Genomic DNA, 14,978 nt, shown 5'->3' with positions numbered 1-14,978 from the left:
GTAACCCCGCCATGGTCGGTGCCATTAGGCTTTCCCGAGACCGTGACCCCCAGTGCCGAGAGGCGGAGCCGACGTGTCATTGCCAGATGGCGCCTTGGAGGAGCTGCGCGCCGCGGTCGGCTTGCGCATCGCCGACCCTGCTCTGCTGAGCGAGCTGGCCGGTGGGCTGAACGAGGTCGAGACGGTGCTGCGCCAGGTCGTGCGCAGCGATGTGGAGGCGGTGGCCGAGGCCGCCTCACACCTGGTCGAGGCGGGGGGCAAACGTTTTCGCCCGCTGTTCACCCTGCTCGCCGCGCAGTTCGGCGACACCGGCAGGGAAGCGGTGGTCACCGCGGCGGCCGCCGTGGAGCTGGTGCACCTGGCCACCCTGTACCACGACGACGTGATGGACGAGGCCACCATGCGGCGCGGGGCGCAGAGCGTGAACGCCCGCTGGGACAACACCATCGCGATCCTGACCGGCGACTTCCTGTTCGCCAACGCGTCCAGGCTGGTCGCCGACCTCGGCACGGACGCGGCCCGGATCATCGCCGAGACCTTCAGCGAGCTGGTGACCGGCCAGATGCGCGAAACCGTGGGGCCAGTGGGGGACGAGGACCCGGTGGAGCACTACCTCAGCGTCATCGGGCAGAAGACCGGTTCGCTGATCGCCACCGCGGGCCGGTTCGGCGGGATGTTGTCCGGGGCCCGGCCCGAGTACATCGACGCGCTGCGCCGGTACGGGCAGCTCGTCGGTACCGCCTTCCAGATCTCCGACGACGTGATCGACATCGCCTCGCCATCGGCGGAGCTGGGCAAGTCGCAGGGAACCGACCTGCGCGAGGGGGTGCGCACGCTGCCGATGCTCTACGCACTGGCCGACGACGGCACCGAACCCCGGCTCGCCGAGCTGCTCCAGGGGCCACTGACCGAGGACGCGCTGGTCGAGGAGGCACTCCAGCTGCTGCGGTCCTCTACCGGACTCGAACGCGCACGGGTCACCCTTTCCGACTACGCTCGGCGCGCGCGGGCGGAGCTCGAGGCGCTTCCGGCCTCACCCGCCCGGGACGCCTGCGAGTCGGTGGCCGACTACCTCGTCGCCCGGATCCGCTGAGCGTCCCGGTTCGCCCGGCGCGGCGGCAGCACCCGCGGGGCCAGGAAGGAGACACCGCGTAGATGTCCATCTTCGGACAGGTTTGGTTGTGGAGCCTGGCGGCTTTCGTGCTCGGCGCCCTGCTCACCTGGCTGTTGCTGGTCCGGCCCGCCCAGTCGCGGATCGCCGACCTCGAACGCAGGCTGGCCGCGGCGCCCACGCCCGAGCGGGGGCAGCTCCACCAGGACCCCGAACCGACCTTGGTGCAGCACCAGCCCGCGGCCGCCTCCTCAGGGGACGGGCCGGGGCTGGATCCGGATGCGCTGCCTGGCGTGCCCGAACCCGCCGAGGAGACCGCCGCGGAGCGGACCCGGTTCGTCGGGCCGGTCGAGCCGCAACCCCAGCCGCAGTGGCTGGAGCAGGACAGCTTCGCGCAGGCGGGCCGCGACGCGGACGAGCCGACCGAGTACCGGTACGCCGAGGAACCACCGCGGTACGGCGACCAGGACGAGGAGTACGGCCAGTACGAGCCGTACGGGCAGTACGACCAGTACCTCCAGGAGACGCACCCGGACGAGGAGGCCGAGCAGGCCTGGGACTCCACCCAGGCGCTGTCGGTGCTGGAGCCCGGCCAGGAGGACCAGTACGAGTACGAGGCGGCCCGGCCCGAGCCCGAACCGGAGCCCGAGCCGCGGGAGCGGCAGCCGGCCTCGCTGTTCACCGAGCTCCCGGCGTACGAGTACGTAGACGAGGACAGCGACTACAACGACTACAACGGCGACGCCGGCTACCGGGACTACGGGCAGCACGAGGACCAGCCCGAGCAGCAGCACGCCGAGTACGAAGGGGAGCAGCCCGGGGAACCGCCTGCGGAGACGCCGAGCCCCCCGGACACCACGCAGGTACTGCCCAAGCGGCAACCGCGGGAGGTGCCGCGGGGCGGGTTCGACCAGCCGGAGCCGATCCAGCCCTCGATGCGCACGGTCTCCCGGCGGGAACCGGCTCCCGAGGTGGAGGGCACGCACAGTGGCTCGCTGTTCCAGCCCGCGGTGCCGGCGGGGCCTGCCGCGGAGCAGCCCGGCCCGGTTCCGCCACCCGCGCGCGACCACGTCCCGGAGGAGGGGGGCGCGCTGCCCTCCGGTCCGTTCGGCCCCGGTTCCGCGATGCCGTTGCCCGGCGGGGGCAGCCCCGCGGAGGACTACCGGGTCAAGGCGAGCGTGACCGCCCTGCGCTACTGCACCGAGGACGAGCCGCGCTACCCGAACATGGTCGCCGAGGTCTGGTTCCGCACCCCCGCCGATGCCGAGCGCGTCGGTTTCCGCCCCCTCACCTGACCGCAGTGAACGGCCCACGCACAGCAGGGATGGGTTCTAGGTGACGGTCCAGGTGTCCTTGCCGCGCAGCAGGCCCTGGAGGTCCGGGGTCTTGGCCGTGCGGGCCTCTTCCAGCTGGGTACGGGCCAGGTCGTCGTAGGTCGGCCGGTTCACCTGCCGGAAGATCCCGGTCGGGGTGTGGTTCAGGTGCTGGTCGCCCAGCCGGGACAGCGCGAAGGCGTAGGCGGTGTCCTCGATGGTCGGGTCGTGCACCACCAGGTTGTCCTCGCCGATCTCGCTGACCTTGGCGACCTCCATCCCGCCCCAGGCGCTGCGGGTGACGCCGTACTCGCCCTCCGGCCCGAACCGGATCGGCTCGCCCGCCGTGAGCGGGATGAGCCGCCGGGCGCTCTCGTCGGCGTCCTTGAGCACGTCAAAGGCGCCGTCGTTGAAGATCGGGCAGTTCTGGTAGATCTCCACCAGCGCCGACCCGCGGTGCTGGGCGGCCGCGGTGAGTACCTCGGTCAGCCCCTTGCGGTCGGAGTCCAGCGCCCGCCCCACGAAGGTGGCCTCGGCACCCAGCGCCAGCGACACCGGGTTGAACGGGGTGTCCAGCGAACCCATCGGGGTGGACTTGGTGACCATGCCCTGGTCGGAGGTGGGCGAGTACTGCCCCTTGGTCAGCCCGTAGATCCGGTTGTTGAACAGCAGGATCTTCAGGTTCACGTTCCGGCGCAGGGTGTGCACCAGGTGGTTGCCGCCGATGGACAGCGCGTCCCCGTCCCCGGTGACCACCCACACCGACAGGTCCGGCCGGGTGGTGGCCAGCCCGGTGGCGATGGCCGGGGCGCGGCCGTGGATGGAGTGCATCCCGTAGGTGTTCATGTAGTACGGGAATCGGCTGGAGCAGCCGATCCCTGAGATGAACACGATGTTCTCCCGCTTCAGCCCCAGCTGCGGCAGGAAGGACTGGATCGTGTTCAGCACGACATAGTCACCACAGCCAGGGCACCAGCGCACTTCCTGATCGGACTTGTAGTCCTTGGCCTTCTGCGGTTCCTCGGTGGTGGGGACACCCTCCAGGCCGCCGAGTGCGGGCAGCCCGAGGTCGGTCGCAGTCACTTGGCCGCCTCCTCAGTGGTTGCGGTGATGATGTCGGTGAACACGCCCTGCAGTTCCTCGGCCTTGAACGGCAGGCCGGCGACCTTGTTGTAGGAGCGGATGTCGACCAGGTACTTCGCCCGCAGCAGGGTAGCGAGCTGGCCCAGGTTCATTTCCGGCAGCACGACGGTGTCGTAGCCGCGCAGCACCTCACCGAGGTTGCCGGGCAGCGGGTTCAGATGCCGCAGGTGCGCCTGTGCGATCGGCATTCCCTGCTTGCGCACCCGGCGGCAGGCTGCGCCGATCGGCCCGTAGGTCGAGCCCCAGCCCAGCGCCAGCACCCTGGCCTCGCCGCCGCTGGGGTCGTCCACCACGACATCCGGCACGTCGATGCCGTCCACCTTGGCCTGCCGCAGCCGCACCATCTTGTCGTGGTTGTCCGGGTCGTAGGAGATGTGCCCGGTGTTGTCCGCCTTCTCCAGCCCGCCGATGCGGTGTTGCAGTCCGGGCGTCCCCGGCACGGCCCAGGCCCGCGCCAGTGTCTCCGGGTCCCGGACATAGGGCCAGAACTCCCCGGAGTCGTCGGTGGCGTTCGCCTCCTGCGCGAAGCTCACCCGCAGGTCCGGCAGGTCCTGCACATCCGGGACCAGCCACGGTTCGGAGCCGTTGGCGATGGCGCCGTCGGACAGCAGCAGCACCGGGGTGCGGTAGGTCAGCGCGATCCGGGTGGCCTCCAGCGCGATCTCGAAGCAGTCCGCGGGTGTCGAGGGCGCGACCACGGGCACCGGGGACTCGCCGTTGCGGCCGAACATCGCCTGCAGCAGGTCGGCCTGCTCGGTCTTGGTCGGCAGCCCGGTGGACGGCCCACCGCGCTGGATGTCCAGCACCACCAGCGGCAGCTCGGTCATCACCGCCAGCCCGATGGTCTCGGACTTCAGCGCCACCCCTGGCCCGGAGGTGGAGGTCACGCCGAGCGCGCCGCCGTAGGAGGCGCCCAGCGCCGCGCCGATGCCCGCGATCTCGTCCTCGGCCTGGAAGGTGGTGATCCCGAAGTTCTTGTGCTTGGACAGCTCGTGCAGCACGTCCGAGGCCGGGGTGATCGGGTAGGTGCCGAGCAGGATCGGCAGCCCGGACTGCTGGCCGGCGGCGACGATCCCGTAGGCCAGCGCCGCGTTGCCGGTGATCTGCCGGTAGGTACCCGGCGCCAGCTTGGCCGGGGCGACCTCGAAGGTGGTGCCGAAGGACTCGGTGGTCTCCCCGTAGTTCCAGCCTGCCCGGAAGGCCAGGATGTTCGCCTCGGCGATGTCCGGCTTCTTGGCGAACTTCTCCTGCAGGAACCGCTCGGTGCCCTCGGTCGGCCGGTGGTACATCCAGGAGAGCAGGCCCAGGGCGAACATGTTCTTCGCTCGCTCCGCGTCCTTCTTGCTCAGCCCGGTCTCCGCCAGCGCACCCTTGGTCAGGGTGGACATCGCCACCCGGTGCACCTCGAAGGCGGAAAGCGAGTCGTCCTCCAGGGGGTCGCTGGCGTAGCCGACCTTGCCGATGTTGCGCTTGGTGAACTCGTCGGTGTTCACGATGATCGTCCCGCCATGCGGGACATCGGCGACATTGGCCTTCAACGCCGCCGGGTTCATCGCCACCAGCACGTCCGGCCGGTCGCCAGGGGTGAGAATGTCGTAGTCGGCGAAGTGCACCTGGAAGCTGGAGACGCCGGGAATCGTGCCCTGCGGTGCCCGGATCTCCGCGGGGAAGTTGGGCAGGGTCGCGAGGTCGTTGCCGAAGGCCGCCGCCTCCGAGGTGAACCGGTCGCCGGTGAGCTGCATGCCGTCACCGGAGTCGCCGGCGAACCGGATGACCACCCGGTCCAGCTGGTTGACCTCGGTCGGCCGGTCCGCCTGGAGTGTTGTCGGGCCCGGCCGCCCGGCTCCATTGCCGTTCGTGCTTGCCGGCGTCAAACGGAGCGATTCCTCGCTTCGCTCGTCATCGCTCATGCTCAGGGGGTCCCTCTCTGCTGCCCGCGTCGTAGTGCCGACCGACACACTGCCCTTATATACCTCGAGATTACTTGGTGTTTTGCTCGAATCGTGCGCCGGTGTGACCCGACTTACCTGTAACTCATGGTAACGGTTAACTTCGATCGTCCGCTGTGAAGCCCGTCTCCCCTCAGAAAGTAGAACATGTTCTTGCTAGCGGCCGCTCGCCTCCCGCCAGGCCGCGACCTTGGCGGCGAACTCCGGTGACTCCAGCGAGTTCAGCTGCTGGATGAGCTCAAGATTGACCGCCTCGGCATGTTTGTCCATCGCGCGCGTGCGGCGCATCGAATCTTTGATTGCGGTCACCAGGTGCCGGGGCGCCGCGGCCGCGGGCCGGGTCAGCGTGACCGCGGCTTCCAGCAGTTCCGCGTGGTCACCCGGAACGGTACGCAGCACCAGCCCGGCCTCGGTGGCGCTCGCGGCGTCCAGTACCTCGCCGAACAGGGTCATCGCCGTGGCCTGCTGGGTACCGACCGCACGTTGCAGCATCCAGGTCATCCCGCCACCGGGGTGCAGGCCGAGCTGCAGGAAGCGGGCGTCGAACCGGGCCTCGGGGCCGGCGAGCCGCACGTCGGCGGCCAGCGCGAGGTTCAGGCCCGCGCCAACGGCGGCACCGCCGACCGCGGCAACGGTGGGCAGGCCGCACTGGGCAACGGCGAGGAAACCCTGGTAGATCGCGCGCAGCGCGTCTTCGTTGGCCTCGCCGAGCGCGCTCAGGTTGGCGCCGGCGCAGAACGCGGGCGGGGTGCCGGTCAGTACCAGCGCGTGCACCTCGGCGTCCTGCTCCGCCTGCCGCACGGCCTCGGCCAGCTGGGCGGACAGCTCCAGGGTCAGCGCGTTGCGTTGTTCGGGGGCGTCGATGGTGAGGACTGCGGTTCCCCCGGTCCGCTCGGTACGTATTCGTCCTGCCGTTCGCCCCATAGGTCCCATGATGCTCTCAATGTTCCGGGTTAGGGGATCTTTCCAACAGTGTGGACAGCACGACCGTCGAGACGGTCCGTTCGACGATCTCCAGTCCACGCAGCCGCTCCAGCGCGGTCTCCAGGTGGTGGATGTCCGCGGCGCGCAGGTGCACGATCGCATCGGCCGCCCCCGACACCGTGTAGGCGGCCACGACCTCGGGCAACGGCTCCAGCCTCGCGCGGATCCTGGCAGGCTGGATGTTGCCCTTGCAGTGCACCTCGACGAAGGCCTCGGTGCCCCAGCCGAGCGCCTCCGGATCGACCACGGCGGTGAACCCGCGCAACACCCCGGCCTCCAGCAATCGGTCCACCCGGCGTTTCACCGCCGGAGCGGACAGCCCGACGAGCTTGCCGATGTCCGCGTAGCTGGAGCGCGCGTTCGCCACCAGGCACGAAATGATTCGCTGGTCCAAAGTGTTCACACGCAATGTTTAGCACGCGAACACGCAAGACACAGCGATTGCTTGCGTTCGACTTGCCCCATAGATTTCGATCTATGACGGCTGATGCTGCCCTTGACCCGACGTTCGGCCGGGTTCCGACAACCCGTCGCTACCTTATGTGCGCACCGCGTTACTTCGCGGTGGACTACGCGATCAACCCGTGGATGGACCCCACGCAGCCGGTGGATCGCGAGCTGGCGCTGGCCCAGTGGTCCGAGCTCAGGGACACCTATCGCAGGCTCGGACACACGGTGGACGAGATCGAGCCGCAGCCCGGGCTCCCGGACATGGTCTTCGCCGCGAACTCCGGCACGGTGATCGACGGCCGGGTGCTCGGAGCCCGGTTCCGGGCGGCCGAGCGGGCCGCCGAGGCCGAGCACGTGCGGCGCTGGTTCCTCGAGCGCGGCTACCGCGACATCACCATGCCCACCAAGATCAACGAAGCCGAGGGTGACTTCGTCTGGACCGGAAGGCTGCTGCTGGCCGGTACCGGTTTCCGCACCGACCCTGCCGCCCACGCCGAGGCGCAGGAGGTGCTCGGCGTGCCGGTGGTGTCCCTGGCGCTGACCGACCCCCGCTACTACCACCTGGACACCGCGCTGTTCGTGCTCGCCGAGGCGACCGACACCGCTCCCGCGCAGGTGGCCTACTACCCGGACGCCTTCTCCGCAGGCTCGCGCCGGGTGCTCGCCAGGCTGTTCCCGGACGCCGTGCTCGCCGATGCCGAGGATGCCGCCGTGTTCGGGCTGAACGGGGTTTCCGACGGTCGCAACGTGGTGTTGCCCATCGAGGCCACCGGGCTGGCCGACCGGCTGTCCCGGTTGGGCTACGAGCCGGTGCTGGTGGACATCTCCGAACTGCGCAAGGCCGGCGGCGGCCCGAAGTGCTGCACGATGGAGCTGCGCAAGTAACTCCCCAACCCCGCCGCCTACCGGTCTACGGCGCGCCGTCGCAATGTGTTCGGCACGACGAAGATTTGTCATTGCCCCGGCGAACTCGCTCGTGCTTACCTGGACGGCATGAATGCGGCCGTTGCGGACCGGCGCCGAGCGCGGCGCAGGGACCGGTGGGCCCTCGTCGCCTTCGGTGTCGTGTTCGTCCTTGCGTTCGGCGGTGCCCTCGGCTACGCCGTCCGGGCCCCGGTCAGTGCTGCCGGGACCGGCGGCGCTGACCGGGGCCCGCTGCGCGTGGTCACCACCACGAACTTCCTGGACGACACGGTGCGCCGGATCGGAGGGGAGGACGTGCGCACCGTCCGGCTGATGGGGCCCGGGGTGGATCCACACCTGTACCAGGCCAAGGCCGGGGACCTGGCGCAGATGCGCAACGCCGACGCGGTGATCGCGATCGGGCTCTTCCTCGAGGGTTCGATGGAGCGCACCCTCGAGGACATCGCGCGCTCCAAGCCGGTGCTGTTCGCGGGCGAGCAGGTCCCGGAGGAGCTGCTGCTCGACCCGGCAGCGGACGCGCCGAGCGGGGAGGAGCACGACCCGCATATCTGGTTCGACCCGCGGCTGTGGGCGCACGTCGTGGACGCCATCCAGGCCGAGCTCGCCCGCATCGACCCGGCGAACGCGCAGGACTACCAGCGGCGCGGCGCCGCCTACCGGGAACAGGTTCTGGCGCTCGGCGACGAGATCCGCGCCCGGCTGAGCCGGATTCCGCCCGCGCACCGGCAGCTGGTGACCTCGCACGACGCCTTCCGGTACTTCGGCAGGGCCTTCGGCATGGAGGTGGTCGCGATCCAGGGCATTTCCACCGAGGAGGAGGCGAGTACCGCCGATATCGGCCGGGTGGCCGACGAGGTCATGGCCAGCGGGGTGCGCTCGGTGTTCCTGGAGTCCAGCGTGCCGAGGCAGACCCTGGAGGCCGTGCTCGCCGCGGTCCGCCAGCGCGGCGGCGAGGTACGGATCGGCGGGGAGCTGTTCTCCGACGCGGCGGGCGATGACGGCACACCGGAAGGCAGCTACCTCGGCATGGTGCGGGCCAATGCCGACCGACTGGTCGAAGGGTTGCGATGAGCAGTGCACTGACCCTGCGCGGGATGAGCGCGTCCTACGGGGGCAAGCCGGTGCTCTCCGGTATCGACATGGACATCCCGGCCGGGCGGCTGGCCGCGGTGGTAGGCCCGAACGGCGCCGGGAAGTCCACCGTGGTCAAGGCGGCGCTCGGGCTGGTGCCCGCGGTCCGCGGCAGTGTGCGGCTGCTCGGCGAACCGCTCAAGAGGGTACGCCGCAGGGTGGCCTACATCCCGCAGGCCGACGCGGTGGCCGACGACTTCCCGATCACCGCGATCCAGGTGGTCGAGATGGGCCGCTACCCGCATCGCGGGTGGTTCCGCAGGCTGACCGAGGCCGATGACGAGCTGGTCGCCGCCGCGATGGACAAGGTCGGCGTCACCGATCTCGCCCAGCAGCCGATCGACGAGCTCTCCGGCGGGCAGCGGCAGCGGGTGTTCCTGGCACGGGCATTGGCGCAGCAGGCCGATCTGCTGGTGCTGGACGAGCCGTTCACCGCGGTGGACGCGCGTACCGAGGCGACCCTGCTCGACCTGCTCGGCGAGCTGTGTGCCCTTGGTGGCTCGGTGATCGCCGTGCACCACGACCTGCGCACCGTGCTGGACCGGTTCGACCACGCGGTGCTGCTGGCCGGCGCGGTGATCGCCGAGGGCGCGGCGGCCGAGGTCCTCACCCCGGAACATCTCGAGCGGGCCTACGGGATCGCGCCGCTTTCGGCGAGGGCACCGGCGTGATCGACTGGCTGCTAAACGCGCTGCCCCTGTCCTACCCGGACGCCGTGGTGGTGGTCGGCACCGCGGTGCTCGGCTTCGTCGCGGGCGCGCTGGGCCCGTTCGCGGTGCTGCGCGGGCGCAGCATGTTCGGCGACGCGATGAGCCACGGCACGCTGCCCGGCGTTGTGCTCGCCTTCATCCTCACCGGGACGAAAACGCCGGAGCTGCTGCTGCTCGGTGGGGCCGTCTCGGCCGCGGCCGCGGCGCTGGCGATGATCGGCCTCGAGCGGACCGGGAGGCTGCGCCCGGACGCTGCGATCGGGGTGGTGCTCTCGGTGTCGCTGACCATGGGGATCGTGCTGCTGACCCACCTGGCGGGAACCGGGAACAGCAAACAGTCCGGGCTGAACTCCTATCTGCTCGGCCAGGCCGCCGGGATGGTGCGCAGGGACATCGTGTTCACCCTGGTGCTGGGCGGGCTGGCGCTGGCCGCGGTCGTGGTCTGGTTCCGGGTGCTGCGCAGCGCCACCTTCGATCCCGGATTCAGCGCCGTGGCCGGGATTCCCGCCCGCGCGGTGGACATCGCGAGCACCGGCCTGCTGGTGGTCGCGGTGGTGCTGGGCGTCCGCACGGTCGGCGCGATCCTGATGGTGGCGTTGCTGGTGGCGCCCGCGGTCGCGGCCCGCCAACTGACCAGGAAGCTGTCCGGGATGGTGCCGCTGGCCGGGCTGATCGGCGCCACGGCCGGCGCGAGTGGTGGCGTGCTCTCCGGGAAGGCCGAGCTGCCGGCCGGTCCGGTGATCGTGTTGCTGGCCACCGCCGTCGCCGTGCTGTCGGTGGTGTTCGCGCCGCGCCGCGGCATGCTGGCCAGGCTCCGGCGGCGCAGCGGGATCGCGGAGGGACAAGCATGACCCCGGACGGCATGATGATCATCCTGATCGGCGGGCTGCTTTCCACCGGCTGCGCGGTGCTCGGCAGCTTCCTGGTGCTGCGCAGGCAGGCCCTGCTGCCGGACGCGGTGAGCCACGCCGTGCTGCCAGGGATCGTGCTGGTCTTCCTGCTGTCCGGGCAGCGGGCCACCCCGCTGACCATCCTCGGCGCCACCGCGTTCGGTGTGCTCTGCGTGCTGGGCTTCGAGTGGCTGCGGCGCACCGGACTGGTCCCATCGGACGCCGCGCTGGCGCTGATCTTCCCGGCGTTGTTCTCCCTCGGAGTGCTTGGCATCGGCCAGTTCGCCGCCGGGGTGCACATCGACCTGGACGCCGCGATCTACGGTGAGATCACCTTCGCCCCGCTGCGCACCGTGGATGTCCTCGGCACCCCGCTGCCGAGGTCGCTGCTCACCACCGGGATCGCCACCCTGGCCGCGATCCTGCTGGTCCTGGTGTGCTGGCGGCCGCTGCAGGCCAGCACCTTCGACCCGGAGTTCGCCGAGCTGGCCGGGCTGCGCGGGCGGGTGATGGGGCAGGTGCTGCTGATCGCCGTTGCCGGTCTCGCGGTGGTCGCCTTCGACAGCGTGGGCGCGATCCTGGTGGTGACCTTCTTCATCGTCCCCGCCGTCACCGCCAGGCTGCTGACCAGAAGGCTCGGCCCGATGCTGGTCGTGGCGATCCTGCTCGGCTGGGTCGCTTCCGTTGCCGGGCAACAGCTCGCGGTGGGGCTGAACAGTTCCATCGCGGGCACCATCGGACTGAGCAGTGTGGCCTGCTTCCTGCTCGCCCTGCTGTTCGCCCCCCGCGGCCTGCTGCACCGGATGCGGCACCGCACCGCCGCCCGGGTCAGTGCGCGAGCGCCGGTTGCCGCCGCCGGGCGCGAACCACCACGCCGGTGAGCGCGGCCAGCGCGATCGCCGAGCCGCCGGTCATGGTGAGCGCCATCGCCGGGCCGTCGTTGCCGAGCGCGCCCACCAGCGGGGCGATCAACGCGCCCAGCCCGAACTGCGCCGCCCCGAGCAGGGCGGCCGCGGCCCCGGCCGCCTCGCCGTGCCGGGACAACGCCAGTGCGGGCGCGTTGGGCAGCACGAAGCCCACCGAGCCGAGTACGAACAGCAGCGGGATCACGAAGCCGAACAGCCCGCCCGTGCCGGTCGCGGCCAGTGTCGTCAGCACCAGCCCGGATGCCACCGCAGCGGTGAGCGCGACCAACACGATCCGGCGCGGGGTGAACCGGTTCAACAGCGGCACGTTGAACTGGGCTGCGCCGATGATCGCCAACGCGCCGACCCCGAAGGTGAGCGCGAACTCCTGCTGGTCGAGCCCGTACTGCTCCTGCAGCACGAAAGACGCACCGGAGATGTAGGAGAACAGCGCGGACATCCCCAGCGCGGCCACCAGTGCCAGCACCACGAACTCCCGGTCCAGCAGCAGCGAGCCGTAGGTGCGCAGCACCGGCAGCACCCCCGCGGCCCGCCTGCGTTCCGGCGGCAGGGTCTCCCGCAGCGCGAACATCGCGACCAGCATCAGCAGCACGCCGAGCACCGCGAGACCGGCGAAGACCGCGCGCCAGGACCCGGCGACCAGGATCGCGCTGCCAAGGGTCGGCGCCAGGATCGGCGCGGCACCCATCACCAGCATCAGCCGGGACAGCGCGGTGGCGGCGGCGTTCCCGGTGAACAGGTCCCGCACCACGGCCAGCGCGACCACCATCGCCGCGGCGGCCCCGACCCCCTGCAGCGCACGGAGCACGCCGAGCACGGCGATGGTCGGCGCGATCGCGCACAGCACGGACGCCACCACGTGCAGGATCGCGCCTGCGATCAGCGGGCGGCGCCTGCCCAGCGCGTCGGAGAGCGGGCCGACCAGCAACTGCCCGATACCCAGCCCGATCAAGGTGCCGGTGAGGGTCAGCTGGACGACGGATGAGGACGCGCCAAGATCCGCGGAGATCGAGGGCAACGCGGGAAGGTACATGTCGATGGTCAGCGGCCCCAGCGCGATCAGCGCGCCGAGCACGAAGATCACGCGGATCCGTTCGGCCCTGCCGGGTTCGCCGGTGGATCGTTCGCCGGTGGGCTGTGGGGCGGCTCGGCTACGGGGCGGGTCGTTCAGCGCGACGTCGTTCATGGCGACCTTCCGGGCTCGGGGTGATCAACACGTCCTCGATTCGTGCAGCGCGGCGGCGTAGGGGTTTGTTCCGCTACGCCGCCACCAGCAAGGCTCGTACCTCGAGCGCACTCGAGGTCAACCCGGATGCAACGTGGATCACAGACTGGTCGCCGAACCGTCCACTGTGCTCAGTTCTGATTCGGGGCCACGTCATCGTTCGATGGCGAAGGTGAGTTCCGTGACGGCGGCGTGCTCGGCGGCGTGCACCTCGCGCAGGCCGCGGCCGAGATCGCGCAGCAGCGCGGCCGCCTGGTCCGCGGTGAACGGGCTGTGCTCGTCGTAGTGCCTGCGCAGCCGGGCCAGTTCGGCGCCGGCCTCGGCGGCGTCCTGCCGACCCTCGTCGCCCGCGGTGACCCCCTTCCGTACGGTGCGGACCAGCTCGCGCATCCATCTGAACTCAGGGACCCGCGGGTCGAGCGCGGTGTCGGCGAGGTCCTGCCAGGCCGCGGCCACCTTCCACCAGCCGTCGGCCTGACTGTCCAGTTCGGACATTTCCAGCAGGGTGGCTGCCTCGGCGAGGCCGTCGGCGAACAGGTCCCGCAGGTGTCCGCCGCCGATGCCATCCGGGTCGATCGCGGTCCAGATGGCAAGCAGCGCGCCCACCAGCCCGCGCCGGTCGGCGAACACCGTCGGCCAGCCGGTGACCGCGCGCTCGTCGGTCATCAGGGTCGCCCATCTGGTCCACACCGGCAGCACGGTGGACAGCTGCCGGGCCCCCTCGGCCAGCCCGGCGCGCACGGCGGCGGCCAGCCGGCCGGCGGTCAGCGGCTCCGGCCGGATGGTGGCCAGCAGGTTGCGCTCGGCCGCGGCCCTGCCTGCCGCGGTCAGCGTGTCCCGTTCGACCGTCAGCGGGGTCAGGTTGCGGTCGTCGAGGTGCACCCGGCCGTCCTCCTGCGCGTAGGCGACCACGAAGTGCTCGCCGCCTGCCGACTCGTCCGGCAGGTGCCAGTAGCCGATCCGGGCGCGGTCCGGCAGCACCAGTGCGGGCTCGCCCTCGGCCAGCAGGGCGGAGAGGCGTTTCGCCGCACCTCGCGCGGTGCCCGTGTGCAGCTCCGCCCGCAGCCCCAGACGGTCTACTGTGGACTTCAGCCAGCGCCGCGATTCCTCGTGCCGGAAGCGGAAACCCAGCCGCAGCGGTTTGCCGCCGTCGCGGGTCATGTCCCAAAGCCGGTAGCCCGCGCCGATCCCGCCGGAGGCGAGGAAGAGCAGCGGTTCGGACAGCTCACCGCCGTCCGGGTGCGCGATGTCGTGGTGGGCGAGGAGGTGCGCGAGGGCGGCGACGTCGGGTTGCCGTCCCCCGCGCAGCTGGTAGCCGTGCTCGGTCACGGCTCCATCGTCCTACAACGCGGCCGCCGCCGGGATGATGTCCGAGCGGAACCGCTCCAGCTGGGCCGTCTGGTGGACGTTCGGCACGTAACCGATCGCCACGTCCACGCCCAGTTCGGCGAGCCTGCGCAGTTCGGTGAGCAGCTCGCCGGTCTTCTCGCCGTTGGCGCCGATGTCCAGCGGCTGGTAGACGGTCTTGGTGATCTCGGCGTAGTCGCGGCCGATGGCGTCGCAGTGCCCGCGCAGCACCTCCAGCTTGTGCTTCAGCTCCGGGCCGTTGAAGAGGTTGCAGGCCTGCGCGTACTCGGCCACCATCCGCAGGGTTTTCCGCTCCCCGCCACCGCCGACCATGATCGGCGGATGCGGCTTGCTGAGCGCCTGCGGCACGTTCAGCAGCCGCTCGGCCTGGACATGCTTACCGGTGAACCCCTCGTCCGAGTCCGACCACATCCGCAGGCAGTACCGCAGGGCGTCCTCGAGCAGCTCGAAACGCTCCCTGGTGGATGGGTAGGGGAAACCGAGCCCGCGGGATTCCTCCTCGTTCCAGCCCGCCCCGATCCCGAGGATGGCGCGGCCGCCGGACAGCACGTCCAGCGTGGTGACGGCCTTGGCCAGCAGGCCGGGATGGCGGTAGAAGACACCGGTGACCACGGTGAGCAGCTTGACCCGCTCGGTGTGCGCGGCCAGGTAGCCGAGCGTGGTGTAGGCCTCCAGCATGTCGTTCTCGGCGGGCCCGACGACCGGGATCTGGAAGAAGTGGTCCATGATGGCCAGGTAGTCGAACCCGGCCTCGTCCACGGCGCGGGCGACCTCGGCGAGTTCGGCACCCAGCTTGGCGGGCCCGTTCGGCCAGGTGAAGTCGGGAATCTGTACCCCAAGTCTCATGTGCAGCC

General features: G+C 70.7%; 14 protein-coding genes. 7 read left to right on the top strand and 7 right to left on the bottom strand.

The features are described from left to right. Window positions 1–73 precede the first annotated feature (73 nt). Window positions 74–1,093, top strand: coding sequence for a polyprenyl synthetase family protein (locus tag KOI47_RS31620; RefSeq protein ID WP_216210635.1), 1,020 nt, complete (start codon window positions 74–76; stop codon window positions 1,091–1,093). A 62-nt stretch (window positions 1,094–1,155) separates the two neighbouring features. Then, complete coding sequence (locus KOI47_RS31615) at window positions 1,156–2,406, top strand: sunset domain-containing protein (protein ID WP_216210632.1); 1,251 nt, start codon at window positions 1,156–1,158, stop codon at window positions 2,404–2,406. Window positions 2,407–2,442: 36 nt separating this feature from the next. Here the strand turns inward: KOI47_RS31615 and KOI47_RS31610 are convergent, their stop codons facing one another. From KOI47_RS31610 to KOI47_RS31595, 4 genes are all read right to left on the bottom strand, one after another. After that, entirely contained in the window at window positions 2,443–3,507 is a 1,065-nt protein-coding gene (locus tag KOI47_RS31610; RefSeq protein ID WP_216210630.1) for a 2-oxoacid:ferredoxin oxidoreductase subunit beta, read from the bottom strand. Next, complete coding sequence (locus KOI47_RS31605) at window positions 3,504–5,441, bottom strand: 2-oxoacid:acceptor oxidoreductase subunit alpha (RefSeq protein WP_232376382.1); 1,938 nt, start codon at window positions 5,439–5,441, stop codon at window positions 3,504–3,506. Before KOI47_RS31605 ends, KOI47_RS31610 begins: the two co-directional genes overlap by 4 nt. Window positions 5,442–5,672: 231 nt before the next feature. Beyond that, window positions 5,673–6,440 carry an enoyl-CoA hydratase gene (locus tag KOI47_RS31600; protein ID WP_216210627.1) on the bottom strand — a complete coding sequence of 256 codons (768 nt, stop codon included), beginning with the start codon at window positions 6,438–6,440 and terminating at the stop codon, window positions 5,673–5,675. A gap of 16 nt (window positions 6,441–6,456) precedes the next feature. After that, the gene (locus tag KOI47_RS31595) at window positions 6,457–6,903 is read right to left on the bottom strand and encodes an Lrp/AsnC family transcriptional regulator (protein WP_216210625.1); all 447 of its coding nucleotides are present in this window, start codon (window positions 6,901–6,903) and stop codon (window positions 6,457–6,459) included. 74 nt (window positions 6,904–6,977) lie between these two features. On the opposite strand from KOI47_RS31595, the gene ddaH reads away from it, so the two are divergent. The 5 genes from ddaH (at window position 6,978) to KOI47_RS31570 (ending at window position 11,486) form a co-directional block, all read left to right on the top strand. Next, window positions 6,978–7,835 carry a dimethylargininase gene (gene ddaH / locus KOI47_RS31590; protein WP_408629867.1) on the top strand — a complete coding sequence of 286 codons (858 nt, stop codon included), beginning with the start codon at window positions 6,978–6,980 and terminating at the stop codon, window positions 7,833–7,835. A gap of 108 nt (window positions 7,836–7,943) precedes the next feature. After that, the gene (locus KOI47_RS31585; protein ID WP_216210623.1) at window positions 7,944–8,945 is read left to right on the top strand and encodes a metal ABC transporter solute-binding protein, Zn/Mn family; all 1,002 of its coding nucleotides are present in this window, start codon (window positions 7,944–7,946) and stop codon (window positions 8,943–8,945) included. Beyond that, complete coding sequence (locus tag KOI47_RS31580; RefSeq protein ID WP_216210621.1) at window positions 8,942–9,676, top strand: metal ABC transporter ATP-binding protein; 735 nt, start codon at window positions 8,942–8,944, stop codon at window positions 9,674–9,676. The genes KOI47_RS31585 and KOI47_RS31580 overlap by 4 nt, the downstream gene beginning before the upstream one ends. Next, window positions 9,673–10,566, top strand: coding sequence for a metal ABC transporter permease (locus tag KOI47_RS31575; protein WP_216210620.1), 894 nt, complete (start codon window positions 9,673–9,675; stop codon window positions 10,564–10,566). Before KOI47_RS31580 ends, KOI47_RS31575 begins: the two co-directional genes overlap by 4 nt. Next, entirely contained in the window at window positions 10,563–11,486 is a 924-nt protein-coding gene (locus tag KOI47_RS31570; protein WP_216210618.1) for a metal ABC transporter permease, read from the top strand. The genes KOI47_RS31575 and KOI47_RS31570 overlap by 4 nt, the downstream gene beginning before the upstream one ends. Here the strand turns inward: KOI47_RS31570 and KOI47_RS31565 are convergent. The 3 genes from KOI47_RS31565 to KOI47_RS31555 form a co-directional block, all read right to left on the bottom strand. After that, a complete protein-coding gene (locus KOI47_RS31565; protein ID WP_216210616.1) occupies window positions 11,434–12,717 on the bottom strand; it encodes a multidrug effflux MFS transporter in 1,284 nt (427 codons plus the stop codon). The two genes, KOI47_RS31570 and KOI47_RS31565, sit on opposite strands and share 53 nt — an antisense overlap. Window positions 12,718–12,909: 192 nt before the next feature. Further along, window positions 12,910–14,085, bottom strand: coding sequence for a BtrH N-terminal domain-containing protein (locus KOI47_RS31560; protein WP_232376381.1), 1,176 nt, complete (start codon window positions 14,083–14,085; stop codon window positions 12,910–12,912). Window positions 14,086–14,097: 12 nt separating this feature from the next. Further along, a complete protein-coding gene (locus KOI47_RS31555; RefSeq protein ID WP_216210615.1) occupies window positions 14,098–14,970 on the bottom strand; it encodes an LLM class F420-dependent oxidoreductase in 873 nt (290 codons plus the stop codon). Window positions 14,971–14,978: the final 8 nt, after the last annotated feature.

Origin of the sequence: Amycolatopsis aidingensis, assembly GCF_018885265.1 — a bacterium.
GTDB classification, from domain to species: Bacteria; Actinomycetota; Actinomycetes; order Mycobacteriales; family Pseudonocardiaceae; genus Amycolatopsis; species Amycolatopsis aidingensis.
The sequence above is the reverse complement of the archived record's forward strand: the minus strand, read 5'-3'. Positions and strand labels throughout refer to the sequence as shown.